The sequence below is a fragment of the Pseudoxanthomonas sp. Root630 genome (assembly GCF_001427585.1).
Taxonomy (GTDB): domain Bacteria; phylum Pseudomonadota; class Gammaproteobacteria; order Xanthomonadales; family Xanthomonadaceae; genus Pseudoxanthomonas_A.
In genome coordinates this window covers 252,778-276,680 of record NZ_LMGY01000015.1, presented here as the reverse complement: position 1 = coordinate 276,680, position 23,903 = coordinate 252,778, and the positions used below count along the sequence as shown (strand labels likewise).

The following is a 23,903-nucleotide window of genomic DNA, read 5'->3' as shown; positions in this document are numbered from 1 at the left end:
CGACCCATGCGTCAGCAGGCAGGCGCGACGTCATGCGCGCGCCCCGGCACCGCGCGTGGCCGCATCGCCACGCCGCATGCCGGTCCATGCGCGCGCATGGCGGATCACGTCGTCGACGACGCTGTACGCCACCGGGATCACCAGCAGGCACAGCACGGTGGAGGTGAGCAGGCCGCCGATGACGACGATCGCCATCGGCGCGCGGAAGCTGGGGTCGGCGCCGACGCCCAGCGCCACCGGCAACATGCCCGCGCCCATGGCGATCGTGGTCATGACGATGGGGCGCGCGCGCTTGCGGCAGGCATCGACGATGGCGCGGGTCCGGTTCATGCCGTGGTCGCGCCGCGCGATGACGATGTAATCGACCAGCAGGATGGAGTTCTTGGTGGTGATGCCCATCAGCATGATCAGGCCGATCATCGAGGGCATGGACAGCGTCGCGCCGGTGACGGACAACGCGAGGAAGGCGCCCGGGATGGACAGCACCAGCGCGCACAGCACTGTCAGCGGCTGGGCGAAGTCCTTCAGCAGCAGGACCAGTACCGCGTAGACGCACAGCACGCCGGCCAGCATGGCGACGCCGAACCCGGCCACCAGTTCGCCCATCACCTCGGCATCACCGGCGGCGGCCTGGACCACACCGCGCGGTAGCGCCCGCAGGCTCGGCAACGCCTCGGCGGCGGCTTCCACATCGCCCAGCGGCAGCCCGTTGAGTTCCACCTTCAGCGTGACGTTGCGCATGCGATCGAAGCGCGTCAGTTCGGACGGGCCGGTCGACAACTGCAGGTCGGCCACGCTTTCCAGCGGCACCGGCCCGCGCGCACCGGGCACCGGCAGGCGGCGAAGCGTATCGAGATCGTCGCGGCCTTCGTCGGCCAGGCGCACGACCACGGGCACCTGCCGCTCGCTCAGGTTCAACTTCGCCAGGTCCTGGCGGTAGTCGCCGGCGGTGGCGATGCGCAGCGTTTCGGCGATCGCGGCCGAGGTCACGCCGAGTTCCGCCGCACGCGCGAAATCCGGCCGCACCACCAGCTCGGGCCGCACCACGCTGGCGGAAGACGTCACCGCGCCGATGCCGGGAATGCCGCGCAGTTCGCGCTCCACCACGCTGGCGTGGCGCATCAGGGTCGGGCCGTCGTCGGAAGCCAGCACCAGCTCATAGCCTTCGCTGTCGCCCCCGGCACCGACGCCGACGCGTGCGCCGGGCAGGCGGGTCAGATCGTCGCGCAGCCGGCGCTCGATCGCCTGGCGGCGGACGCCATCGCGCTCCGCGCGCGGCACCAGGTTCGCGGTGAGCACGGCGGTGGCGACACTGGCGACCGATGCGCCTTCATCGGGATCTCCTCCACGACTCGGCGCGCCGATGGCGGTGTAGACCGAGACGACCTCCGGATGCGCTTGGATCAGCGCGCGCGCGTGCTCGACCAGCGCGCGCGTGTCCTGCAACGTGCTGCCGGGTGGCAGGGTCAGCGTTACCTGCGTCTGGTTGCCGTCGTCCGGCGGGATGAACTCGCCCGGTAGCCGTGCGGCCACACCCAGGCCGAGCACGACCAGCAGCAGGGCCCCGCCGGCCGTCAGCAGGCGATGCCGCAGGCAGGCACGCACGACATGCAGGTAACGGGTGATCCAGCGTGGCGGCTTGTGCGCCCGTTCCGGCGCCTTCAACAGATAGGCCGCCATCGTCGGCGTCAGCATGCGTGCGACCACCAGCGAGAAGAACACCGCGATCGCCGCGGTCCAGCCGAACTGGACGAAGTAGCGCCCGACCGTACCGCCCATCAACGACGTGGGCAGGAACACCGCGATCAACGTGAACGTGGTCGCCACCACGGCGAGGCCGATCTCGTCGGCCGCTTCGGTGGCGGCGCGCAGGGGCGGCTTGCCCATCAGCAGGTGGCGCTCGATGTTCTCGATCTCCACGATCGCATCGTCGACCAGCACACCGACCACCAGCGACAACGACAGCAGCGACACCGTGTTGAGGGTGAAGCCCATGAGGTGCATCACCGCGAACGTGGGGATGGCCGACAGCGGCAGCGCGACCGCGGCGATCAGCGTGGCGCGCCAGTCGCGCAGGAAGCAGAACACCACCAGCACCGCGAGGACCGCACCCTCGTACAGCAGCATCATGGAACCCTGGTAGTTCTCGGCGACCGGGTCCACGTGGTTCACCGCTTCGGCGAAGACGATCCCCGGATGCGCGGCACGCAGTTCGTCGATCACGGTGCGGGCGGCCTCGGCGACCTCGATCTCGCCGGCGCCGCGCGCGCGCATCACGTCGAAGGCCACCACCGGCCGGCCATCCATCAGGGCCATCGAACGCGGCGCAGCGGCGGTATCGGCGACCGTCGCCACCTGGTCCACGCGCAGCCGGCGGCCGTCGCCGAGCGCGACGTCCAGGCCGGCGATGTCCCGGGCTGCATCGACGGTGGCGATCGTGCGCACGGACTGCTCGGCGCCGCCCACGTCGACGCGGCCACCGGAGGCTTCCTGCTGCAGTTCGCGCAGCTGGCGGGAGAGATCCGCCGCGGTGGCGTTCAGCGCGAGCAGGCGCGCGGGATCCAGCTCCACCCGCACCTCGCGATCCACGCCACCGACGCGCGACACCGCGCCGACGCCGGGGACGGCCAACAGCTTCTTGCTGACCTGGCTGTCGATGAACCACGACAGCGCTTCGTCGTCGCGGGTGGACGAGGCCACCGTGTAGGTGAGGACCGGCGTACCGGCCAGCTCCATCTTCGTGATGACGGGATCCTCGAGGTCGGCCGGCAGCTGCGCGCGCGTCGCGGAGACGGCGTCGCGCACGTCGTCCATCGCGTGCTGCACCGGCTTGCCGACCTGGAATTCCGCGGTGATCGTGGCCACGCCGTCGGTCAGCGTGGTGATGACGTGTTTCAGCCCCTGCACGTTGGCGAGCGAATCCTCGATCTTCCGCGCGACGTCGTTCTCCAGCTGCGCGGGCGAGGCGCCGGGCAACGCCGCCGTGACGGTGACGACCGGGAAGTCGATGTCGGGGAAGTTCTGCACCTTCATCGCCCAGAAGCCGCCGGCACCGGCCAGGGTCAGCAGCAGGAACAGCAGCGTGGTGGCGACCGGGTTGCGGATCGACCAGCGCGAGACGTTGAGGTTCACGGCGCGCTCCGCGCGAGCGCTTCCGCATTCGCGCGCGCGGGACGCGCCTGCGGCGGCGTGTCGAGCACGCGCACCGTGTCGCCTTCGTTGAGGAAGCCGAGGCCGGACGCAATCACGAGGTCGCCCGCCAGCAGGCCGCGGGTGATCTCGATGCGGTCGCCGATCCGACGGCCGACATCGACCTTGACCGCAATCACGCGCGAGGTCGCCCCCACGCGCATCACGTAGTGGAAGCCATCGCGCAACAGCACCGCGGTCTGCGGCAGCGTGAGGGCCGGCGCCTCGCCGACCTCGACATGACCGGTGAGGAATGCACCGGCGCGCACGCCAGCATCCTTCGGCAGGTCCACGTAGACCAGACCGGTGTGGGTCTGGGTGTCGATGTCGGGCGACACCATCCGCAGCCGGCCGCGGATGGACGAGGCAGCGGAGATGCGCAGCAGCACGGACTGGCCGGGCATCAGCGCATCAAGATCGGAGACCGCCACGCGGGCGCGCCACTCCAGCCTGCCGTCCTTGATCATGCGGAACAGCTCCTGGCCCGCCGGTACCACCGCACCCACCGTGGCCGTGCGCGCGGTGATGATGCCGTCGCCCGGCGCGAGTACGCGCGTGTTCGCCAGGCGCACGCGCTGGCGCTGCCCGGCGGCGCGCGCGGCATCCAGGCGGGCCCGTGCCACCACCGCCGCGGCGAGGTACTGGCTGATCTGCTGCGCAGACATGGCGCCGGAGCCCTCCAGCAATGTCGCACGTCGCGCATCGCCTTCGGCTTCGAGCGCCTCGGCCCGCGCCACGGCCACGGCCGCCACCGATTCCGCCACGTCGGCCTGCACCAGCGCGGTATCGAACGTGGCCAGCGGCTGTCCGCGCGTCACCACATCGCCGACGTTGACGCGCACCTCGGTCAGGCGCAGCCCCTCGGTTTCGGCCCCGATGGTCGCCTCCTGCCACGCCGCCACGTTGCCGGTGGCCGGTACCTGCAGCGGCAGTCGCGATGATGCCGGCGCCGTCAGCACCACCGACATCACCGGCGTCGGCGGGGCGGTGGCCGACGCATCCGCACCCCGGGGGAAGGTGGCGAATGCGATCACGATGAGGACGACGGCGACGGCGACGATGGCCGCGATCCAGCGATGTTTCGGGAATGGCATGGGAATCCGGGTGTGCTCGACGCGATACGCGGGGACGGGCGTGCGCCCTGGGGTGCGGAAGGATGGAATCGGGGTGTCGTGCAAATGTCGGGCGCTGCTCAGTCGGACGATGTCCCGTCCTCGATCTGATGGACGCGTCGTTGCGACCACGCATCGCGCACGAAGGCGTAGTCGTCATAGGCGTCCTGCCGTGCGTCATCGAACGCGGAGAGCCGCGCACGGCCGTCGACCACGTCGAGCGCCTGCAGCGCCGCGGCCGCCGTGCCGTCGCTGATGTAGCGCAACGGCGCCATCCGCTGGTCGGCCACCAGCGACAGCGTGTCGCGGACGGTGCGCGGCCCCAGCAGCGGGACGACGAGGTAACGCGAACGACGCCATCCCCAGGTGCCGAGCGTCTGCCCGGCGTCCTCTTCATCACGACGCCGCAGGCCGAACCGCGAGGCGGGATCGAACACACCGCCGATGCCGAGCGTGGTGTTGATCGCGAAGCGTCCGAACGCCGCGAGCGAATGCCCGGGGTGGCCCTGCAACACGTGGTTGATCGCGTTGGCGGGCTCGCCGAGATTGCGGAAGAACCGGCCGACTCCCGCGCGCACCGGTGCAGGCACGGCGCGGGTGTACGCGAGCGCCAGCGGGCGCAGTACGTGCGCGTCCACCACGGTGTTGAAACGATGGACCCGGCGGTTCTGTTTCTCCCACGGATCCCACACCGCGACATCGCCATAGACCAGCGCGAGGTCCTGCTCGATGACGGAAGCATCCGCCTCCGCATCCGCGGCCGACGCGACTTCCACGCTGGGGGACTCGGGGTCCTTCGCCACCGACGCGGGCAGATCGTTCGCTTCGCCCACGGCCGCCACCACAGGCATGTCGGCAGGCGCCGATGGACGCGTCTGCACGGAGCGATTCGCGCAGCCACTGCCGACCAGCAGCACGACGAGAAGAAAGCCGATCTTGATAGCGCGCATGGACGATCACCGGGTACGCCTCCGGCACGTGCGGCCGGATCGACATGCATCACAGCGTGATCTGTCGATGTCGTCGCAATGTGGGCGGAACACCGTGTGGAGGCGGCCTGCACACCTGCCGAAAGTTCCCGTGACGACCGGTTAATTCATGTACTGGTCAGTTTGATATTCAGGGCGTGTTGTGAGCCGGAGCGGATACTGCGCCCACCGTCGCAATGCACCGCGACGGACACACAACAACAACAGAAAGGCGTTCCCCATGAAGAAGTCCTTGCTTGCCCTGACCCTGCTGGCTGCTGCTCCGTTCGCTGCTTCGGCCGCGGAAGGCGTGTCCTACAACTATGTGGAAGGCGGCTATGTCGCTTCCAATCTGAGCAACGGCGTGCCCGATGCCGATGGCTGGGCATTGAAGGGTTCGGTCGCGATCGCTCCCAACTTCCACCTGTTCGGCGACTACGCCACGCAGGAGTTCGACGACATCAATGTCGACATCGACAACTATCGGCTGGGCGTGGGCTACAACCACGAGATCAGCCAGCGCGTCGACCTGCTGACCCGCGTGGCCTATGAGCGTTACGAAGTGCCCGGCGAAGACCTGACCGGCTACAGCGCCGAAGTGGGCGTCAACAGCGCGCTGACCAACCGCCTCAACGGCTATGCCCTGGCCGGCTACGAAGATACCGACCTGTACGACGGCGAGTTCTACGGCCGCCTTGGCGCGCAGGTGAAGTTCAACCAGAACTGGAGTGCGTCGGCCGACGTGAAGTTGATCGACGGCGACACCCAGTGGTTCGTCGGTCCGCGCTTCGCCTGGTAATACGCAGCACCGCTCCCCGCGACGCGTCCCTCTCTCCCCGCGTCGCACCCAGCCCGGCCCTTGTGGCCGGGCTTTTTTGTGCGCCAAAGAAAAAGCCCGGCGGTGAGGCCGGGCTTGTGTTCCCTGCATCGGAATTACTTGAACAGCGTTTCCGGATACTCGGGCTTCTGTTCGCGCGACAACAACTGCTGCAAGCCATCGCGCGGGGTCAGGTCGCCATGCAACACGGCGCGCACCGCACTGGAGATGGGCAGGTCGATGCCATGGCGGTCGGCCTGTCGCATCACTTCGTCCGCTGTCTGCACGGATTCGACCACTTGGCCGATCTCGCGCACGGCATCCTGCAGCGACTGGCCGCGACCGAGGGCCAGGCCCAGGCGACGGTTGCGCGACAGATCGCCGGTACACGTCAGCACCAGGTCGCCGAGACCGGCCAGACCCATCAGCGTCTCCGGCTTGGCGCCGATGGCGGCGGACAGGCGCAGCATCTCGTTGAGGCCGCGCGTGATCAGGCCTGCACGGGCGTTGAGGCCCAGTTGCATGCCATCGGAAACGCCGGTGGCCACGGCCAGCACGTTCTTCATCGCGCCGCCGAGTTCGGCGCCCACCATGTCGTCGCCGGTATAGGCGCGGAAGGCAGGGCCGTGCATCACGTCGGCCACCGCCTGCGCGAACTCCAGGTCGGCGCCATGCACGGTCACCGCGGTGGGCAGGCCCAGCGCGACTTCCTTGGCGAACGAGGGACCGGTGACGACGGCCAGTGGGACGTCGGGGCCGAGGATGTCTTCGGCGACTTCGTGCAGGAAACGGCCGGAACCGGTCTCGAAGCCCTTCGTCGCCCAAGCGACGCCCACGCCGGCCGGGCGCAGCGGCGCCAGCTTGTGCAGCGTCTCGGTGAAGGCGTGCGACGGCACCACGACCAGCACCTGGTCCGCCCCTTCGAGCGAAGTCGCCAGGTCGGTCGTCGCCCGCAGCGTGAGCGGCAGCGGGATGCCGGGCAGGTAGCGGGTGTTCTCGTGCTGCGCGTTGATCGCGTCGGCGACCACGGCATCGCGGCCCCACAGGGTGACCGCGTGGCCATGCCGCGCCATCAGCGCGGCGAGCGCCGTACCCCAGGAACCGGCCCCGAGCACCGCGATCTTCAGCGGTGCGTCTGGTTGCAGATCAGTCATCCGCCACCCCTGTGCGAAGCGTCGCCGCCCTGACGGGATTGTGCATCACGGATCAGGCGTTGCCGGCGGGTTCCGAGCTGGCCAGGCCGGCGTCGCCGCCCTGCGCAGCGCGTTGGCGCAGCGATTCGGCGTACAGGGCCTCGAAGTTGATCGGCTGCAGGAAGAACGGCGGGAAGCCGCCCGCCTGGACCAGGTCGCTGACGATCTGGCGCACGTACGGGAACAGGATGTTCGGGCACTGCGTGCCGAGCAGCACGTCCACGGCCTGCGGGTCCAGGCCCATCAGGCCGAAGATGCCGGCCTGCTGCACTTCCGCCACGTAGGCGGTCTTGTCGCCGGCCTTGCAGGTCAGGGTCACGCCCAGGACGACTTCGAAAGCGTTCTCGCCCAGGCGCTGCACGCGCTGGTTGAGGTTGAGCTGCAGCTCGGGCTGCGCGTTCTCGGTGTAGATCGCCGGCGCGCTGGGCACTTCGAAGGAAACGTCCTTGACGTAGATCTTCTCGACAGTGAAGGCAGGGCCAGCGGCTTCGGCGGACGCGATCGCGCCGTTGGTGGTCTCGTCGGACATTTCGAACTCCGGAATTTCGGGATTGATGCGGTGAATGGGAGATTATGGCATGGCGTCGGAGGCGGCCCGGTTCAAGGGGCCGTTCCGGCCAGACGGGCTCAGCGGCCCTTGATGAGCGGCAGGTCGGCCTGCTGCCAGGCGGCGACGCCGCCATCGAGCCAGTAGACCTTCTCGAAGCCGGCCTTCTTCAGGCGCTTGGCGGCCGCGGCGGACGCCTGCCCGTTGCGGCAGACCAGCACCACCGGCTGGGACTTGGCCCCGGCCAGCAGCTTGTTTTCAGGGTCGAAGCTGCTCGGCAGCACGTTGCGGCTGCCGGCGATGTGGCCTTTCTCGAAGTCGTTGCTGGCCGACAGGTCCACCACCAGGGCGTTCTCGCTGTTGACCAGCTGGGTCAGCTCGGCCGGGCGCAGGGCCTTGTAGCCGCGGAACAGGCGCGAGATCTCCGTGTAGACGATCGCGACCGTCAGTGCGACCAGCGACAGCGACAGGATCTGGTTGAAGGGAGAACGGGTGGCGAAAGCCAGGATTTCTTCGAAATTCACAGGGTTGGCGACCGTGGAGCGGGCGGCGATTGTCGCACAGGACGCCCGCGCGGGCGCCCGGCCGCTACTGGCCCTTCCACAGATCCGGCAGCCCCACCACCAGCCACCACCGCTTGGCCTCGGGGTCCCAGCGCCAGCGCTCGATGTAGCGCTCGGTCCGTTCGGCCATGGTGTGCTTGTTGATGACCCGCAGCTCGACCGCGCGTTCGACGGTGCCATCGGGCCCGCCACGGGTCGAGAGGTCGCGATAGCCGGAAATCTGGACCTGCTGGTAGCGCTCGAATTCCAGGTCGCTCATCGGATGAGCGTCGCGGTAGGCGGGGTCGACCGCCTGCCAGGCGTTTTCGAAGTCGCCCCAGCGGATCGACGCCGCATAGGCATCCTGCACGCCCTGCAGCTTGCCGCGCTGCATGCGGCTCTGTGCACCGGCCGGGGCGAACACGGCCAGCAGCCCCAGGACCAACAGTATTTTCGCGATCGTCCGCATGGCGTCCCCTCCCGTTCGTGACCGCATGCTACCGCTTCGCGATGGCGACGAACCGCCCGCTCAGCGTGGTGGCAAGTCCGCCTTCAGGCAGCAGCACCTTCGCTTCCACCTGGATGCGGGCGCGGCCCCGCTGCACGAGGGTGTCGATGAACGTGTCCCAGGACTGCCCTTCGGCGGACATCGCCTCGGCGACCAGATCGCCATAAAGGGGAGCGAGGTAACGCACCTGGCTGTCGGCCACGTAGACCTCGGCCTTCAGCCCGGCAAGCCGCAGCTTCAACGTGACCAGGCCCCAGCCGGCGACCGTCATCAGCGAGGTCAGGCTGCCGCCGAAGGCGTTGCCCTTGTCGTTGACGTTGGCCGACAGCGGTGCGGTCAGGCACAGCGCATCGCCCCGCATGCCCTCCACGTCGACCCGCATGGCCGCGACGGGCGGCATGCCTTGGCAGTACTCACGCAGTTCCTGCAGGGCTTCTTCCAGACTCATCGCTCATAATCCGCGCATGGGACATCCAACGCCGCCGGCATGGTACGTCATCTCGCTGCGGCCCCAGGGCGGCCACGACGCGCTTCGCCGTGCCGCGCGCCGGCATGGCGCGGGCCTGCTGGCGCTGTCGCCGTGGCGCATCCAGCCCTGCGACGATCCCGCCACGCGCCAGGCGTTGCAGAAAGCGCTCGCGTGCCCGCGGGTGGTGTTCACCAGTCCGGCGGCGGTCGCGGCGGCGCACGCCCTGCAGCCGTTGCAGGCGCAACCTGCACAACGCTGGCTCGCGGTCGGCGCCGGTACTGCCGCCGCGCTGCGGCGTGCCGGCATCCCCGCATCGTCCCCCCACCGCATGGATAGCGAGGGCCTGCTGGCGATGGCGCCGTTGCAGGACGTCCAGGGCATCGACCTCGGCTTCGTCACCGCCCCCGACGGACGCAACCTGCTGATGCCGACCCTGCAGGCGCGTGGAGCGCACGTGCATCGCGCGGAGGTCTACCGGCGCGAGCCGCTGGCGCTGCCGCCGCGCGCACTGACCGCGCTCGCCGCGCTCGACCGGCCGGCCTGCCTGCTGTTGAGCAGTGCCGGCGCACTGGAACAGGCGTTGCCGCAACTGCCGCCTGCGGCGGCGGCACGCTTCCTGGCCGCGAGCGTCGTGGCCGCCAGCGCGCGCCTGGCCGAGGCCGCCCGCGCCGCGGGATTCCGCGACGTGGCACAGGCCGATGGCCCACGTCCGGCGCAGCTCATGAAGACCGCGTCGACCGTCATGGCCCCCCGCATCCGTTAGCATCTGCGGCAGCCATCACGGTTCTGCCTGTCTTCAAGGATGCTTTCGTGAACGACGCGTCACCCACTCCGCCCCGCACTGTCGCCTCGCGTCGCGTCATCGTCGCGCTGCTCGTGCTGATCGTGGCCGGCCTTGGCGCGTGGCGTGGCTGGGCCTGGTGGCAGGCGCGTTCGGCACAGGAACGCACGGCGGCCTCGGAAGCGTCGCTGCGACTCGATGCGCTGGAAGCGCGCGCAGAAGCATTGCGCCGCGACCAGCGCGCACAGGCGCAACGCCTGCTGGACGCTGCGGCCACCAACCGCGTGCTGCGCGATGAAGTGCTCGGCCTGGGCCAGCGCGGCGCATTGCTGGAAGAAAGCGTCGCCAAACTCTCCGACCCCAACCGCCATGGCGCGCAGGCGCTGCGGCTGGACGAGGTCGAACTGCTGTTGTCGCAGGGTGCCCAGCGCCTGGACATCGCCCGCGACCTGGAAGGCGCGAAGCGCGCGTATGCGCTGGCCGCCGGCGCGCTGGATGGCATCGACGATCACCGGCTGCTGAACCTCAAGCAGGCACTGGCGCAGGAGCGCATCGCACTGGATGCCCTGGGCGCCGGCACGCAGGCCGAAGGCAGCGCGCGGCTGGACGCCTTCGTGAAGTCGCTGGCGACCCTGCCTGACGACGCCCACGCTGCGGACGACGGCGTTGCCCGTCCGGCCTGGCAACGCGTCCTGGCGCCGCTGGTCGATGTGCGCCCGACACGCGACAGCACGCTGATCGCGCCTGCGGAACGCACGGCCGCGGATGCCGCGCTGCAGATCGAGATCAGCCTGGCCCGCGCAGCCCTGGAACGCGAAGACGACGCGGCTTATCGCGCGGCGCTGGATCGCGTCGGTACCTGGCTGCCCCGGCTGTGGCCGGATTCGTCGGCACTCCGGCAGGTGCGCGGCCAGCTGCATGCGCTGCGGCAGGCGCCCGCGCCCACGCAACCCGCCGTGCTGGGCACGACGCTGCAGCAGCTGCGCGCGCTGCGCAACGCCGGCGTACGCCTGCGCCTGCCGCCCACGCCCGAGGCGACCCGGGATGTTCCGGAGGTGACCCCATGAAATCGTTCCGCACCGTGATCCTGCTGCTGGCGCTCGTGCTGCTGGGCGCACTCGCTGCGCAATGGATGGCCGGCACCGACCGCGACCTGGGCGAAGTATTCATCCGCTTCGCCGGCTATGACCTGCACACCAACGTGCCGCGCGCGGCGCTGACGCTGCTGCTGGCTGCGGCGCTCGCATGGCTGGCGTGGCACCTGCTGTCGCTGCCCTTCCGCGCGTGGGGGCGCCATCGCCGCAAACAGGCGCGCGCGCGCCTGATCGAAGGCCTCGAGGCCTTGCACGCAGGGCAGTGGTCGAAGTCGGGCAAGCTGCTGGAACGTGCCGCCGAAGACGATGAAGTCGGCACCGTCGCGCGCACCGGCGCCGTGCAGGCTGCGGCCGCGCAAGGCGATGACGCCACCGTGCAACGCCACCTCGTCGCCTTGCGCGAACGCTCGGCCGTGACGCATGCGCTGGCCGCCGCACAGCTCGCCATCACGGCCGGCCGACCCAGGGATGCGCTCGAGTTGCTGGATGCCCCGGCCGTGCAGCCGCTGCCGCCGCGTGGTCTGGCGATGCGGGCGCAGGCGCTCGCGGACAGCGCGCGCGCCAACGAAGCCTATGGCCTGCTCGGTGCGCTGAAGCAGCAGCAGGCGCTGGCCCCGGTCGCCTTCGACGCGCTGGAGCAGCGGCTCGCCGCGCAGTCGCTGCACGAGGCCGCGGATGCCAATGCGCTGGCCGAACGTTGGGAGACGCTCACCAAGGCGCTGCGCCTGCAGCCGGCCGTGGTCGCCGCGTATGCCGAACGCGCCGCCGCGCTGCGCTGGGAAGATGCCGCCACGCGCAGCATCGAACAGGCCCTCGACGCGCGCTGGGACGACGGCCTGGCCGCGCTCTACGGGCGCCTGCCCATCGGCAAGCTCGATTCACGCCGCGCCAGCGCACAGCACTGGCTGCAGGCGCACCCGGCGAGCCCAGCGCTGCTGCTCACGCTGGGCCGGCTGACCCGCTTGCAGGGCCAGTGGGCGCAGGCGCAGGACTTCCTGCATCGCGCGATCGCGCAGGGTGCCGGCGCCGAGGCCTGGGAAGAACTCGGCCACGGCTTCAGCGCCGCGGGCGACGCCGCGCAGGCGCAGCAGTGCTACGCCAACGCGTTGAAAGCCACGCGCGCGGAGGCGCCCGTCGTGTTGCCCGGGCGCGACCTCAGGCAGACGATCCACGACGAAGCCGTCGTCGAAGAGCGCGACGCGCACGGGCTACCGCGCCTGCGCGACTGACGCGCGGTTTCATGCGGCAGGACGCGGGTGCTTCGCGCGCCAGCGACGCCATCCCAGCACGGCCGCCACCAACACCAGCCACAAGGGCCACATCGCGGCCAGCGCGATGACGATGTCCAGCGCGGCACGCCAGCCGACCGCCAAGGATTCGCCGAGGCGGGAGAAGAAACTTGGCCCGTTGTCGCGGAACACCGCATCCACGTCCACCCGTTCGGCACGGCGCACCTGCGCGTCCTGGCGCAACGACAGGGTGATGGTGCTGAAGGCCACGCGGTCCTCGAATTCCTTCTGCGCGATCAGGGCTTCATCGCGAGTGGCGCGCGCTGCACCGCGCGACTGGATCGCATCGGTCTTGTCCCCGAGCTTGCCGCCCGCCTGCACGGCGTCGCCGAGTTCGCGCTGCTCGTCCTGCGCGCGCTGGCTGGCCAGTTGCTGGCGCAACAGGTCGAATTGCGCGTCACGCGCGTTGAACGTTCGCTGGTCCAGGAACTCCATCTGCGCCGCCACGGCCCGCAGGAAGGCCTGCGTGCGCTCGCTCGGCACGCGCACGGTCAGCTCGCCCTGCAGGCTGTATTCGGTCAACTCCAGGCGCTTGCCTTCGCCCAGCGGGCGGCTCAGCACGCGCTGCACCTGCGAGGTGATGTCGTTGTCGACCACGAAGCCACCCTGCGCGGCGACCTCGTCCTCGATCGCCAGCGCGGTGCGGTACACGTCCTTCACCTGGAACTGCGCCTGCGCCGTACGGATGAAGCGACGCTGCGGATCGACCTGGGTCGCCGCGTCCGAGGCCATCTGCGAGGGATCGACTCCTGGCCCCTGCATCACCGGCGATGGCGCGCTCTTTTGCGGTGCCGCAGCCGCCGCGAAATCGTCGGAAGCCGCTTCCGACATCGCCGGCGCGGCGGCAGCCACGGCATCGGCTTCGGCTGCTTCGTGCCTGCTGCATGAAACGACGAGGATCGAGAAAGCCAACAGCGGAACAACGCGGTACATCCTGTGCAGGCGCATGGAAACTCCGGAGGCAGCATGGCAGTGGCCGGCGGTGCCGGCCCGATTACCAACGCCTGGCACGGCCCACCGGGGTTGGACGACATCATTCCATGTCCGGATGCACCGTGGCGGACGTGGCGTCGCGCACGGGTCCCTGTGACAATCCGGTCGACTGCCCTTCGGTGATCCGCGATGAACCGACGCCTGCGCAACGTCTTCCTCCTCGCCCTGTTGGCCACCACGGCTGCTCACGCCAAGGTGCCGGTCGCCACCGGCACCGGAGGCGCAGCGGCCACGATCAGCGACCCCGCCACGCAGTCCGCGATGGCGATCCTCGATCGGGGCGGCAATGCGATCGATGCCGCGGTCGCCGCCGCCGCGACGCTCGGGGTGACGGACCCCTTCAGCTGCGGCATCGGCGGCGGCGGCTTCATGCTGGTCTACCTGGCCAAGGAGAAGCGCGTGGTCGCCCTCGACCATCGCGAGACCGCGCCCGCTGCGGTGACGCCTGCCCTCTTCATCGAAAACGGTCGCGAGATGGATTTCGACACCGCGATCGCCAGCGGACTGTCCGTCGGCGTGCCCGGCACGGTGCGCGGCTGGCACGAAGCCCTGCAGCGCTACGGCACGATGTCATTCGAGCAGGTGCTGGCGCCCGCGATCGCCGTCGCGGAACAGGGCTTCACCGTCGATGCGAATTTCTCCGGCCTGATCGCGCGGAACGAAGGCAAGTTCAATCGCTTCCCTGCGACCGCCGCGCTGTACCTGCGGAACGGCAAGGCGATGCCAGCCGGGACAACGATGCGCAACCCCGATCTCGCGCGGAGCTATCGCCTGCTGGCGCGCGACGGCGTGGAGGCGTTCTACGAAGGACCGCTGGCTCGCGCGATCGTCGATGCAGTCAATCGCCCCCCGACCGCCGCGGGCGTATCGGTGCGCGGCGGCCGGCTGTCGCTGGCGGACCTGGCCGATTACGAGGCGCGCCTGCGTGCGCCCGTGCGTTCGACCTACCGCGGCTACGACCTGTACGGCATGCCGTTGCCGAGCAGCGGCGGCGTGACCGTGTTCGAAGCGTTGAACATTCTCGAAGGCTACGACCTGAAATCGCTGCCGCGCACGCAGGTCGAGCATCTCTATCTGGAAGCGAGCCGCCTCGCGTTCGCCGACCGCGATGCGTACCTGGCCGACCCCGAGTTCGTGGAGGCGCCGGTCGCCGGCCTGCTGAGCAAGGCGTATGCGACGCAGCGTCGAACGTTGATCGATCCGGAACGCGCGGCCGAGGGTGCCGTCACCGCCGGCGACCCGTTCTTCTTCCAGAACGACCCCAGTCATCCACTGCGCCCCGCGCCCCGCGCGCTGCGAACGGAAAGCATGCACACCACCCACCTGACCGTGGCCGACAAGGACGGGAACGTGGTCGCCTACACCTTCACCATCGAGGACTGGGGCGGCAGCGGCATCGTCGTGCCGGGGTACGGATTCCTGCTCAACAACGAACTGACCGATTTCGATTTCGCCGGCCCGCATCCGAACATACCCGAAGGCGGCAAGCGTCCGCGCAGCAGCATGACGCCGACGATCGCGCTGAAAGACGGCAAGCCTGCGTTCTCGGTCGGCAGTCCCGGCGGCTCCACCATCATTACCACGGTGCTGCAGACGATCGTCAATTACATCGACCTCGGCATGCGGATGGACCAGGCGATCGACGCGCCGCGGCTGTCGCAGCGCAACGGCCGGACGACGGACATCGAGCCGGGTTATGCAGACAGTGCCGAGGCGAAGGCACTCGTGCAGCGCGGGCAAGGCTGGTCAGCAGTCCCCGAGGAAATCGGGGCCGCCAACGCGTTGGTGTTCAACCCGGATGGCACGGTGACCGCCGTGAGCGAAGGCCACCGGCATGGCGTGGGCAGTGCGAAGGTGCAGAACTTCCACACCGAGTGATCGTCACCTGCCTCACAACACGGCCACTAAGTCCTGGGCATCGATCTGCTCCAGCACTAACGTAAAAACTTAGACCTCGTCGAAGTAGTCCGAATCCAGTCTTTTCACTACATACGTTGCCACGGGCGTCACGCCAACCCCATGGTCAATCATCAGATTGGCGATCTGAATGCCATCCAGCAACACGACTTTGACGTCGATGTGCGAAACATAGTCTCGTGCGTCGGCTGAAAATGCACTCGTCGTCATGAACACTCCTTTGCGTGCACGCTGGCCATGCAACGCGCCGACAAACTTCTGAATCTCTGGACGCCCCACTGTTGCCTGCCATCGCTTCGCTTGGATGTAGATGACATCCAGACCAAGACGATCTTCTTTGATGATTCCATCTATTCCGCCATCGCCGGATCTCCCAATGCGCTCTCCCGCGTCCCTCCTAGATCCACCGTACCCCATGACCACCAGTAGCTCCACAACAAGCTGCTCGAAGAACTCCGGACTCACCTGCAACAGCCGCTCCAACACTTGCGAGGCAAGCTCACTTCGCAATTGCTGGTAAGCACCCTGCAATGCCTCATCGGGTGTAGCGTGATCTGGAGTTGAGGAGCCAAGGCCACTGTCCGCGTTCGCAGATGGCTCTACCGCGGCACCCGTCAAGAATTCTCGGAACTCTGCGAAATTTGCTAGGAAAGCCTTGTCAATGCTGGCGGGCGGCGATTCAAGAACATCTCTGCCGCGTTGCGTTATCTCGAAGTATCCGCGCTTCGGCTTGATCAACAAGCCTGCCTTCATGAGATAAAAGCTGGCCCAGCCGGTTCGATTCCTTAGCGCGGTCTGTTGCCCGCTCGGCAACCTCGTCGCACGCTCCTCTGGCGTCAGATTGAACTCGTCGCCCAAAAGCCTCTCAGCCGTAGGAAAGTCGCTCGCTATGCGTGCTCCTGCTAGCTTTAGCAGGGGAAGCATCAACTGATCGTACGTCGGAATCCCCATGCCGCCTCCATGCTGGACAGTGAAGCGGTCGGTTACCGCTCGATGATCGCCACCACGCCCATGCCACCGGCGGTGCAGATCGAGACCAGCGCGCGGCCACCGCCGCGTTGCTTCAGTTCCTTCGCGACGGTGGCGACGATGCGCGCACCCGTGGCGGCGAACGGATGGCCCGTCGCCAGCGAGGAACCGTTGGGATTCATCTTGGCCGGATCGATCTTGCCCAGCGGCGCGTCCAGGCCGAGGCGGTTGCGGCAGTAGTCCTCGCTTTCCCATGCGCGCAGCGTGCACAGCACCTGCGCGGCGAAGGCTTCGTGGATCTCGTAGATATCGAAATCCTGCAGCGTCAGGCCGTTGCGCTTGAGCATTTCCGGCACGGCGATCGTCGGCGCCATCAGCAGGCCTTCGCCGTGCACGAAATCGACCGCCGAGACCTGCGCGTCCCTCAGGTACGCCAGCGGCTCGTGGCCGTGCGCCTTCGCCCATTCGTCGCTGGCCAGCAGCACCGCAGCGGCGCCGTCGGTCAGCGGGGTGGAGTTGGCGGCGGTCAGCGTGCCGCGGCCCGACGTCTTGTCGAACGCCGGCTTCAGCGTGGCGAGCTTCTCCAGCGACGTGTCGGGGCGCAGGATGTTGTCGCGCTCCAGGCCGCGGAACGGTGCGATCAGGTCGTCGAAGAAACCACGCTCGTACGCGGCCGCCAGCTTGCGGTGCGAGGCCACGGCCAGCTCGTCCTGCGAATCGCGCGAGATGTTCCACTCCTTCGCCATGTCCTCGCAGTGGTCGCCCATGCTCTTGCCGGTGCGCGGCTCGGCCACGCCGGGGAATTCGGGCTTCAGCTCGCCGAACTTGAAGCCGCTGACCAGCGCCTTCAGCTTGTCCTGCGTGGTCTTGGCGCGGTTGGCGGCCAACAGGCGCGCGCGCAGCTTCTTGCCGTAGACGATCGGCACTTCGGACGTGGTATCCGAACCGCCGCCGATGCCGGAATCGATCTGGCCCAGCGCGATCTTGTTGCCGATATGGATGATCGTGTCGAGGCTGGTGCCGCAGGCACGCTGCAGCGTGATGCCCGGGGTCAGCGGCGACAGGCCAGAGGAGAGCGCGGCTTCGCGGCCCAGGTTCCAGTCGGAGGAATGCTTGATCACCGCGCCCATCGCGACTTCGCCGAGCTGCTGGCCGTGCAGGCCGAAGCGCTCGACCAGCGCACCCAGCGTGCGCACCGACATGCCCAGGTTCCCCACATCCGCGTAGGCCGTGTTCTGACGGCAGAACGGAATGCGGACGCCGCCGAGGATGGCGACGGGGCGGGGTGCGGGCATGGGGACCTCTTTGCGGATGGCGACGATGGAAGGGTGAAGATGCGCCTGCGTACGGCAGGCATAATAGGGGAGTGTAATGCGCCCCTCCACCGCCTCCAACCGCTGACATGACTCGATCCACAACCAGCCCTGTCGTCATGGGCGTGATGGCCCTGGAACTGGCGGCCGGCAGCACGCCGCAGCGCGCGGCGTTGCCCGCCACCGAGGCGAGTGCGCTGGCGGAAAAGTTGGGGCGCGACCTCGCCACGCATGCGCCGCAGATACGTGATCTGGATCTCGTCCTGGCCGCGGCGCATTTCGATCCCGCCGAGGCACTGAGGCCCGGCTGGTCGCTGCACCAGCGCCTGCGCGAACTGCACCAGCGGGCGCCGGGGCGTGGTGAAGGCGCCCGGCTCATCGCGTTCGGCGCCGACGACACCGGTGACATCCCGATGCCGTTGCAGGCGGATGAAGGCTTGCGTGGCGGCCTGCTGCGCGTGCTGCCGTTCCTGCTGGTCGGCGATGACCATACGGTTGCCGCCGTCGATGAACGGTTGGAATCCGTCCTGCTGGAAACCGGCATGGCGCAGGCCGATACCGCACTGCGGGCGCAGAACGCATTCGGCGCGCAGGTCGAGCACGCACGCTACATGACGCTGAACGACCTGGCCGCCATGACCGCCATGCAGTACGAGCATGGTGGGCTCGGCGCACTGTGGCCGGTGATCGAGACCGCGCTGATGGCGCCGGGCGAGGAACAGTGGCTCGATGCCGTGCCGGAGCCGCTGCTGCGCTACGCGAACGGCGAAGTCCACATCGCGCTGTTCGAACCGATGGCCTGGCGCGCGCGTTACGCGACGCAGGAGGCGACCGATGAACGGCTGGAGCGCGCCTACCAGCATTTCCAGGCGCGGCAGCAGCAGATCGCCGCCGTGCTGGAATCCCATGGCATCCCGGTCACGTTCGCGCACTGCCCGGGCAACCGCGACGCCCGCCAGGCGCTGCAGTCCTAACGGGCTGCAGCGTAGCGCCGTTCTGTAGGAGGGGCTTCAGCCCCGACGCTTTTCGCGCATTGCAGGTAAAGCATCGGGGCTGAAGCCCCTCCTACAACTTTCCAGCCGCCGTCCGCTTACTGGGTGACCTTGATGATGCCGCACGCGACGCGTGCACCGGCGTTGCCGGCCGGTTGGCTCGCATAGTCGTCCGCCGCCGCGTGCACGATCAGCGCGCGCCCCGACACATCATTGACCGCGCCGCCGCCCAGGGTGACGCCTTCCAGGTGCACATTGATCTTCGCCACGCCCTCGGCATCGGCGGTGAGGTTGTTCATGTCGCCCGCATGGTGCGCACCGCTGCCGGCCTTGCCGTGCGTGGCATTGAAGGGATTGAAGTGCGGGCCGGCGCTGCTCGCATCGGCGGCGCTGCAGTCGCCCTTCTCGTGGACGTGGAACGCATGCGTACTGTTGGCGGGCAGGCCACCGACTTCGCCGGTCAGGTGGAGGCCCTTCCCCATCGGCACCATCGTGACGCTGCCACTGACGCGGCTGCCAGACGCGGAGGCCAACACCGCGATGGCCTGCTTGGCGGTGCTGGTGGTGGGAATCTCCGGCGTGGAGGCTTTGGGTGTGGACGGCGTGGTACTGCACGCGGCGAGCGCGAGGGCCGACGCGGCGGCCAGCAGGGCGATGCGCATGGGAATCTCCGGAAGCAGGTCGTGGCCCGCTACCGTAACGGCCGCTTCCTTCACGTTCAATGAAAGCAGCGCGCCGCGCTCAACCGCGCTTGCGGCCCGGTCCCAGCTTGCGCGTCACCGTGTTGCGTCCCACGCCCAGCTTCACCGCGGCTTCCGCGCGCCGCCCATGGGTCAGCTCCAGCGCGACCTCGAGCAGCGTGCGGTCCAGCCGCTCGCGCGCTTCGGCGTGCAGCGCTTCCGCGCCTTCCAGCAGGCGCCGACGCGCCCACTCGGCCAGCGCATGGTCCCACTCGCCGCGCCCTCCGCCCGTGACCGGCGCATGCGACAGCGCGCCCTGCAGGTCGGTGGTGTTGATGACATCGGCGGGCGCGAGCGCGGCCAGGCGCCAGCACACGTTCTCCAGTTCGCGCACGTTGCCCGGCCAGTCGTGGGCCTGCAGCAGGTCGAGGGCGGCGTTGGCGAAGCGCTTGGGGGCGATGTCGAGCTTGCGCGTGGCCATCGCCAGGAAGTTTTCCGCCAACTGCGGCACGTCGGCGCGGCGTTCGCGCAGCGGCGGCAGCTGCAGGCGGACCACGTTGAGGCGGTGCAGCAGGTCGGCGCGGAACCGGCCCTCGGCGACGAGGCCATCGAGATCCTGGTGGGTCGCGGCGATCACGCGCACGTCGACGCGGATCAGCTCGCGGCCACCGACCCGGAAGAACTCGCCCTCGGCCAGCACGCGCAACAAGCGCGTCTGCAACGGCAGCGGCATGTCGCCGATTTCATCGAGGAACAGCGTGCCGCCATCGGCCTGTTCGAAACGGCCGATATGGCGCTTGTGCGCACCGGTGAACGCACCGGCTTCGTGGCCGAACAGTTCGCTCTCCAGCAGCTCGGCAGGAATCGCGGCGGTATTCAGCGCCACGAAGGGTTTTCGCGATCGCGGCGATTCGTGGTGGAGCGCATGCGCGACCAGCTCCTTGCCGGTGCCGGTTTCGCCGGTGATCAGCACGGACAGCGGCGCCTGGGCCAGCCGGCCGATCGCGCGGAACAGCGCGCGCATGGCGGGCGTGTCGCCGATCAGCTGCGGCGTGGCGTTGCGCGCATCGGCGTCGGGTGCGGCCTCGGAGACGTCGCCGGCATCCGGCAGGGTACGCGCCGCCAGCGCCACCGCGTCGTCGAGGTCGAACGGCTTGGAGAGGAATTCGTGCGCGCCACCGCGGAAGGCGCCGGCGGTGCTCGCCACGTCGGTGTAGGCCGACATCACGATGACGGGCAGCTGCGGGTGCGTGGCCTTCAGCTTGTCGAGCAGGACCAGCCCGTCGTCGCCGGGCATGCGCACGTCGGTGAACAGCAGGTCCGGCGCACCGCGCGCGCCCAGCGCCTGCAGGGCCGCCGCGGCGCTGTCGAAGCCGTCCACGGAGTAGCCGGCATCACGCAGCGCGGTGGCCAGCACGAACCGCACGGAGCGGTCGTCGTCCACCACCCAGATGCGGCGCGTATCGGTGGCAGGGGCGGCGGTGGCCAGGCGATCAGTGGACATGACGATCCTCGTCGGTGTCGTGCAGCGACTGCGGCAGCATCAAGGTGAAGACCGTATGGCCGGGACGGGAGCGGTAGGCCAGCGTGCCGCGGTGTTCGCGGGCGACCTGCTGGGCCAGGGCCAGGCCCAGCCCGCTGCCTTCGGCACGACCGCTCACGAGCGGCAGGAACAGGTGTTCGGCCAGTTCCTCCGGCACGCCGCGGCCGTCGTCGACGATCTCCACCCGCAGCGCCATCGCGTGCAGGTGGTCGTGGATGCGCGAGCCGTGTTCGACACGGGTGCGCAGGATGATGTTGGCCGCACCCGCCTGGATGGCGTTGCGGACCAGGTTCCAGACCGCCTGGGTGAGGCGGTCCGCGTCGCCGTCGAGCTCGGGCAGGCTGGGGTCGTAGTCGCGCTGCAGGCGCACCGACCAGCCCCCTTCGTTCTCGGCCAGCCGCAGCACGCGCTCGAGCACGGCATGGATGTTGAGCGGCGCATGCGGGCGTTGCGGGGCCGGCGACAGCAGCTGTTCGAGCAGGTTGTTGAGGCGGTTGATCTCGGATTCGATCAGGCTGATCAGCTCGCGCTCGTCGTCGTTGTCCTCGCGCTGCACGGCGCGGCGCGCCAGCAGCTGGGCGGCGCCCTTCAGGCCCGCCAGCGGATTGCGCAGCTCATGCGCCAGGCCCTTGAGTGCGGCGCTGAGGGCATTCGGCAGCGCCTGGGTCGGGTCCAGGGCCGGGAATTCGTCCACGGGATGGGCTTCCAGCAGCCAGCCTCCCCCGTCCAGCCGGGACAGCCAGCCTTCGGCGAAACGCGGCGATTCGCCCGGCATGCCCAGGGCCAGCCGATGCAGGCGCAGGACGTCGCGGTCGGTGTTGTCCAGGAAGCGCGCCATGGCGTCGCCTTCGATCTCCAGGGCCGCCAGCGGTTGTCCCATCAGGCGGCGGGTACTGACGCCCAGCCAGCGGGCGAAGGCGGGGTTCACGCCGAGGACCAGGCCGTCGGCGTCCGCCCAGGCCACCGGCGTACTCAGGGCGTCGGTGGTGGGTTCGAATCGCATGCGGAAAACGTCCGGGGACGACATTGCACCAGTTTAGTGCAAAGCCGTCCCCGGCAAACCGTCAGGCCTCGTAGGCCGATTCACCGTGCGAGGCGATGTCCAGGCCCTCGCGCTCGGCGTCTTCGGCCACGCGCAGGCCGAACACGACCTTGGCGATGAGGAAGGCGATGACCGAGACCACGCCGATCCACACGATCGTCAGGCCCACGCCCAGTGCCTGGGTGGTGACCTGCGCGACCATGTCGAAGTCCTCACCGCCCTGGCCACCCAGGCCGGGTGCGTAGAACACGCCGGTCAGGATCGCGCCGACGATGCCGCCCACGGCATGCACGCCGAACACGTCGGCGGTGTCGTCGACCTTCAGCAGGCGCTTCAGGCCGGTGACGCCCCAGACGCAGACCAGGCCGGCGATGAAGCCGATGGCCACGGCGCCGAACGGACCCACCAGGCCAGCGGCCGGGGTGATGCCGACCAGGCCGGCGACCGCACCCGAGGCCACGCCGAGGGCGGACGACTTGCCCTTGAAGATCTTCTCGGCCAGCGCCCAGGCGATCACGGCGGCAGCGGTGGCGACCAGCGTGTTGATGAAGGCCAGTGCGGCGCCCGCAGTGGCTTCCAGGTTGGAACCGGCGTTGAAGCCGAACCAGCCCACCCACAGCAGCGACGCACCCACGTAGGTCAGGGTGACGTTGTGCGGCTTCAGCGCGGTCTGGCCGTAGCCCAGGCGCTTGCCGACGAAGTACGCGCCGACCAGGCCGGCCACGCCCGCGTTGATGTGCACCACGGTACCGCCGGCGAAATCCAGCGCGCCCTTCTCGAACAGGTAACCGCCACCAGCCCACACGATGTGCGCGATCGGCAGGTAGCCGAAGGTGAACCACAGCACCGAGAACAGGATGACCGCAGCGAACTTGATGCGCTCGGCGAACGCACCGACGATCAGCGCGCCGGTGATGCCGGCGAACGTCGACTGGAACGCGACGAACACGTACTCCGGCAAGGCGACGCCGTCGGTGAAGGTGGCCGCCAGCGTGTCGATGCCGACGCCCGTCAGGAACAGCTTGTCCAGGTTGCCGATCCACGGGCCCGCACCGGAGAACGCCAGGCTGTAGCCGTAGACGATCCACAGCACCACCAGCAGCGAGAACACCGTGATGACCTGCACGAGCACGGACAGCACGTTCTTCGAACGCACCATGCCGCCGTAGAACAGGGCCAGGCCCGGCACCACCATCAGCAGCACCAGCAGGGTGGACGTGAGCATCCACGCCACGTCGCCCTTGTCGACCACCGGCGCGGCGGCCGGGGCTTCTTCGGCGGGCGCTTCAGCAGGCGCCGCCACGGCGTCGGCCGGCGCGGCGGCCGCATCGACCGGCGCAGGCGCGGCATCGGTCGCGGGTGCGACGTCGGCGGCAGGCGCGTCGGTGGTCGGCGCGGCGGTGTCCTGCGCGGCGAACGCGGTGGCGGTCATGCCCACCGTCATCAGGCCGCACAGCGCGGCCAGGCACAACATCCGGGTACGGGTCTTCCACCCGGAGAACAGTCGAGTCTTCATGTGGGGCTCCGAGTGTTAGAGCGCGTCCGCGCCGACTTCGCCGGTGCGGATGCGGATGACCTGGTCGATGGTGGTGACGAAGATCTTGCCGTCGCCGATCTTGCCGGTGCCGGCAGCCTGCTGGATGGCCTCGATGACGGCATCCAGTCGCTCGTCGGTGACGACGGTTTCGATCTTGATCTTCGGCAGGAAATCGACGACGTACTCGGCGCCGCGGTACAACTCGGTGTGGCCCTTCTGCCGGCCGAAGCCTTTCACTTCGGTCACGGTGATGCCGGACACGCCCGCTTGCGACAAGGACTCTCGGACCTCGTCGAGCTTGAACGGCCGGATGATGGCGGTGATCAGTTTCATGCGCATACCCCGATGGTGGATGGAACCGGCCGACCGAAGTCGGCCGGTGGTTTCAAGGCACCCGTGCGCACAACC

General features: G+C 69.0%; 22 protein-coding genes. 6 read left to right on the top strand and 16 right to left on the bottom strand.

The annotated features are described in order from the left end of the window. Window positions 1-30 precede the first annotated feature (30 nt). The 3 genes from ASD72_RS11465 to ASD72_RS11455 all read right to left on the bottom strand — a co-directional run bounded on the left by ASD72_RS11465 (window position 31) and on the right by ASD72_RS11455 (window position 5,251). Window positions 31-3,132: an efflux RND transporter permease subunit gene (locus ASD72_RS11465; RefSeq protein WP_056880076.1), complete on the bottom strand. Its 3,102-nt coding sequence runs from the start codon at window positions 3,130-3,132 to the stop codon at window positions 31-33. Then, window positions 3,129-4,283, bottom strand: a complete 1,155-nt coding sequence (locus ASD72_RS11460; RefSeq protein WP_056880075.1) for an efflux RND transporter periplasmic adaptor subunit — start codon at window positions 4,281-4,283, stop codon at window positions 3,129-3,131. Before ASD72_RS11460 ends, ASD72_RS11465 begins: the two co-directional genes overlap by 4 nt. A gap of 98 nt (window positions 4,284-4,381) precedes the next feature. Beyond that, window positions 4,382-5,251: an MlaA family lipoprotein gene (locus ASD72_RS11455; RefSeq protein WP_056880074.1), complete on the bottom strand. Its 870-nt coding sequence runs from the start codon at window positions 5,249-5,251 to the stop codon at window positions 4,382-4,384. Between the two features lie 259 nt (window positions 5,252-5,510). On the opposite strand from ASD72_RS11455, the gene ASD72_RS11450 reads away from it, so the two are divergent. Further along, window positions 5,511-6,068, top strand: a complete 558-nt coding sequence (locus tag ASD72_RS11450) for a diffusible signal factor-reguated Ax21 faimly protein (RefSeq protein ID WP_056880073.1) — start codon at window positions 5,511-5,513, stop codon at window positions 6,066-6,068. 134 nt (window positions 6,069-6,202) lie between these two features. Here ASD72_RS11450 and ASD72_RS11445 read toward each other — a convergent pair whose 3' ends face one another. From ASD72_RS11445 to ASD72_RS11425, 5 genes are all read right to left on the bottom strand, one after another. Continuing rightward, entirely contained in the window at window positions 6,203-7,240 is a 1,038-nt protein-coding gene (locus ASD72_RS11445) for an NAD(P)H-dependent glycerol-3-phosphate dehydrogenase (RefSeq protein ID WP_056880072.1), read from the bottom strand. A 52-nt stretch (window positions 7,241-7,292) separates the two neighbouring features. Beyond that, window positions 7,293-7,808: a protein-export chaperone SecB gene (secB, locus tag ASD72_RS11440; RefSeq protein ID WP_056880071.1), complete on the bottom strand. Its 516-nt coding sequence runs from the start codon at window positions 7,806-7,808 to the stop codon at window positions 7,293-7,295. Window positions 7,809-7,906: 98 nt separating this feature from the next. Then, window positions 7,907-8,350, bottom strand: a complete 444-nt coding sequence (locus ASD72_RS11435; protein WP_056880070.1) for a rhodanese-like domain-containing protein — start codon at window positions 8,348-8,350, stop codon at window positions 7,907-7,909. 64 nt (window positions 8,351-8,414) lie between these two features. Then, window positions 8,415-8,837 carry a hypothetical protein gene (locus ASD72_RS11430; RefSeq protein ID WP_056880069.1) on the bottom strand — a complete coding sequence of 141 codons (423 nt, stop codon included), beginning with the start codon at window positions 8,835-8,837 and terminating at the stop codon, window positions 8,415-8,417. Window positions 8,838-8,865: 28 nt separating this feature from the next. After that, window positions 8,866-9,324 carry a YiiD C-terminal domain-containing protein gene (locus ASD72_RS11425; RefSeq protein ID WP_056880068.1) on the bottom strand — a complete coding sequence of 153 codons (459 nt, stop codon included), beginning with the start codon at window positions 9,322-9,324 and terminating at the stop codon, window positions 8,866-8,868. A gap of 16 nt (window positions 9,325-9,340) precedes the next feature. Here ASD72_RS11425 and ASD72_RS11420 point away from each other — a divergent pair, with 16 nt between their 5' ends. From ASD72_RS11420 to ASD72_RS11410, 3 genes are read left to right on the top strand one after another with little or no spacing between them, the layout of a single operon-like run. Beyond that, on the top strand, window positions 9,341-10,108 hold the full coding sequence (locus ASD72_RS11420; protein ID WP_056880067.1) for a uroporphyrinogen-III synthase: 768 nt from the start codon (window positions 9,341-9,343) through the stop codon (window positions 10,106-10,108). A gap of 47 nt (window positions 10,109-10,155) precedes the next feature. Beyond that, window positions 10,156-11,193 (top strand): uroporphyrinogen-III C-methyltransferase, encoded by a 1,038-nt coding sequence (locus ASD72_RS11415; protein WP_081420296.1) that lies wholly within the window; start codon window positions 10,156-10,158, stop codon window positions 11,191-11,193. Further along, window positions 11,190-12,449, top strand: coding sequence for a heme biosynthesis HemY N-terminal domain-containing protein (locus tag ASD72_RS11410; protein WP_056880066.1), 1,260 nt, complete (start codon window positions 11,190-11,192; stop codon window positions 12,447-12,449). The genes ASD72_RS11415 and ASD72_RS11410 overlap by 4 nt, the downstream gene beginning before the upstream one ends. A gap of 9 nt (window positions 12,450-12,458) precedes the next feature. Here the strand turns inward: ASD72_RS11410 and ASD72_RS11405 are convergent, their stop codons facing one another. Continuing rightward, complete coding sequence (locus tag ASD72_RS11405) at window positions 12,459-13,457, bottom strand: DUF4349 domain-containing protein (RefSeq protein ID WP_056880065.1); 999 nt, start codon at window positions 13,455-13,457, stop codon at window positions 12,459-12,461. Between the two features lie 174 nt (window positions 13,458-13,631). On the opposite strand from ASD72_RS11405, the gene ggt reads away from it, so the two are divergent. Further along, entirely contained in the window at window positions 13,632-15,380 is a 1,749-nt protein-coding gene (ggt, locus tag ASD72_RS11400; protein ID WP_056880064.1) for a gamma-glutamyltransferase, read from the top strand. A 69-nt stretch (window positions 15,381-15,449) separates the two neighbouring features. Here the strand turns inward: ggt and ASD72_RS11395 are convergent, their stop codons facing one another. Then, window positions 15,450-16,370: a restriction endonuclease gene (locus ASD72_RS11395; RefSeq protein ID WP_056880063.1), complete on the bottom strand. Its 921-nt coding sequence runs from the start codon at window positions 16,368-16,370 to the stop codon at window positions 15,450-15,452. Window positions 16,371-16,402: 32 nt separating this feature from the next. Beyond that, window positions 16,403-17,683: an acetyl-CoA C-acetyltransferase gene (locus ASD72_RS11390; RefSeq protein WP_056880062.1), complete on the bottom strand. Its 1,281-nt coding sequence runs from the start codon at window positions 17,681-17,683 to the stop codon at window positions 16,403-16,405. A gap of 107 nt (window positions 17,684-17,790) precedes the next feature. Between ASD72_RS11390 and ASD72_RS11385 the strand changes: the two genes are divergently transcribed. Beyond that, window positions 17,791-18,675, top strand: coding sequence for a hypothetical protein (locus ASD72_RS11385; RefSeq protein WP_056880061.1), 885 nt, complete (start codon window positions 17,791-17,793; stop codon window positions 18,673-18,675). Between the two features lie 116 nt (window positions 18,676-18,791). Here the strand turns inward: ASD72_RS11385 and ASD72_RS11380 are convergent, their stop codons facing one another. The 5 genes from ASD72_RS11380 to ASD72_RS11360 all read right to left on the bottom strand — a co-directional run bounded on the left by ASD72_RS11380 (window position 18,792) and on the right by ASD72_RS11360 (window position 23,828). Further along, window positions 18,792-19,355 carry a superoxide dismutase family protein gene (locus tag ASD72_RS11380; RefSeq protein WP_056880060.1) on the bottom strand — a complete coding sequence of 188 codons (564 nt, stop codon included), beginning with the start codon at window positions 19,353-19,355 and terminating at the stop codon, window positions 18,792-18,794. A gap of 79 nt (window positions 19,356-19,434) precedes the next feature. Beyond that, on the bottom strand, window positions 19,435-20,877 hold the full coding sequence (gene ntrC, locus ASD72_RS11375) for a nitrogen regulation protein NR(I) (RefSeq protein WP_056880059.1): 1,443 nt from the start codon (window positions 20,875-20,877) through the stop codon (window positions 19,435-19,437). Then, window positions 20,867-21,919: an ATP-binding protein gene (locus ASD72_RS11370; RefSeq protein WP_155944614.1), complete on the bottom strand. Its 1,053-nt coding sequence runs from the start codon at window positions 21,917-21,919 to the stop codon at window positions 20,867-20,869. The genes ntrC and ASD72_RS11370 overlap by 11 nt, the downstream gene beginning before the upstream one ends. Window positions 21,920-21,980: 61 nt before the next feature. Next, entirely contained in the window at window positions 21,981-23,474 is a 1,494-nt protein-coding gene (locus tag ASD72_RS11365; RefSeq protein ID WP_081420295.1) for an ammonium transporter, read from the bottom strand. Window positions 23,475-23,489: 15 nt separating this feature from the next. Further along, window positions 23,490-23,828, bottom strand: a complete 339-nt coding sequence (locus ASD72_RS11360; RefSeq protein WP_056880236.1) for a P-II family nitrogen regulator — start codon at window positions 23,826-23,828, stop codon at window positions 23,490-23,492. Window positions 23,829-23,903 lie beyond the last annotated feature (75 nt).

Coding starts and splice junctions, on each gene's coding strand:
- ASD72_RS11460 (WP_056880075.1), bottom strand. CDS start 4,283: ATGCCATTCCCGAAACATCGCTGGATCGCGGCCATCGTCGCCGTCGCC.
- ASD72_RS11455 (WP_056880074.1), bottom strand. CDS start 5,251: ATGCGCGCTATCAAGATCGGCTTTCTTCTCGTCGTGCTGCTGGTCGGC.
- ASD72_RS11450 (WP_056880073.1), top strand. CDS start 5,511: ATGAAGAAGTCCTTGCTTGCCCTGACCCTGCTGGCTGCTGCTCCGTTC.
- ASD72_RS11445 (WP_056880072.1), bottom strand. CDS start 7,240: ATGACTGATCTGCAACCAGACGCACCGCTGAAGATCGCGGTGCTCGGG.
- secB (WP_056880071.1), bottom strand. CDS start 7,808: ATGTCCGACGAGACCACCAACGGCGCGATCGCGTCCGCCGAAGCCGCT.
- ASD72_RS11430 (WP_056880069.1), bottom strand. CDS start 8,837: ATGCGGACGATCGCGAAAATACTGTTGGTCCTGGGGCTGCTGGCCGTG.
- ASD72_RS11425 (WP_056880068.1), bottom strand. CDS start 9,324: ATGAGTCTGGAAGAAGCCCTGCAGGAACTGCGTGAGTACTGCCAAGGC.
- ASD72_RS11420 (WP_056880067.1), top strand. CDS start 9,341: ATGGGACATCCAACGCCGCCGGCATGGTACGTCATCTCGCTGCGGCCC.
- ASD72_RS11410 (WP_056880066.1), top strand. CDS start 11,190: ATGAAATCGTTCCGCACCGTGATCCTGCTGCTGGCGCTCGTGCTGCTG.
- ASD72_RS11405 (WP_056880065.1), bottom strand. CDS start 13,457: ATGCGCCTGCACAGGATGTACCGCGTTGTTCCGCTGTTGGCTTTCTCG.
- ggt (WP_056880064.1), top strand. CDS start 13,632: ATGAACCGACGCCTGCGCAACGTCTTCCTCCTCGCCCTGTTGGCCACC.
- ASD72_RS11395 (WP_056880063.1), bottom strand. CDS start 16,370: ATGGGGATTCCGACGTACGATCAGTTGATGCTTCCCCTGCTAAAGCTA.
- ASD72_RS11390 (WP_056880062.1), bottom strand. CDS start 17,683: ATGCCCGCACCCCGCCCCGTCGCCATCCTCGGCGGCGTCCGCATTCCG.
- ASD72_RS11385 (WP_056880061.1), top strand. CDS start 17,791: ATGACTCGATCCACAACCAGCCCTGTCGTCATGGGCGTGATGGCCCTG.
- ASD72_RS11380 (WP_056880060.1), bottom strand. CDS start 19,355: ATGCGCATCGCCCTGCTGGCCGCCGCGTCGGCCCTCGCGCTCGCCGCG.
- ntrC (WP_056880059.1), bottom strand. CDS start 20,877: ATGTCCACTGATCGCCTGGCCACCGCCGCCCCTGCCACCGATACGCGC.
- ASD72_RS11370 (WP_155944614.1), bottom strand. CDS start 21,919: ATGCGATTCGAACCCACCACCGACGCCCTGAGTACGCCGGTGGCCTGG.
- ASD72_RS11365 (WP_081420295.1), bottom strand. CDS start 23,474: ATGAAGACTCGACTGTTCTCCGGGTGGAAGACCCGTACCCGGATGTTG.
- ASD72_RS11360 (WP_056880236.1), bottom strand. CDS start 23,828: ATGAAACTGATCACCGCCATCATCCGGCCGTTCAAGCTCGACGAGGTC.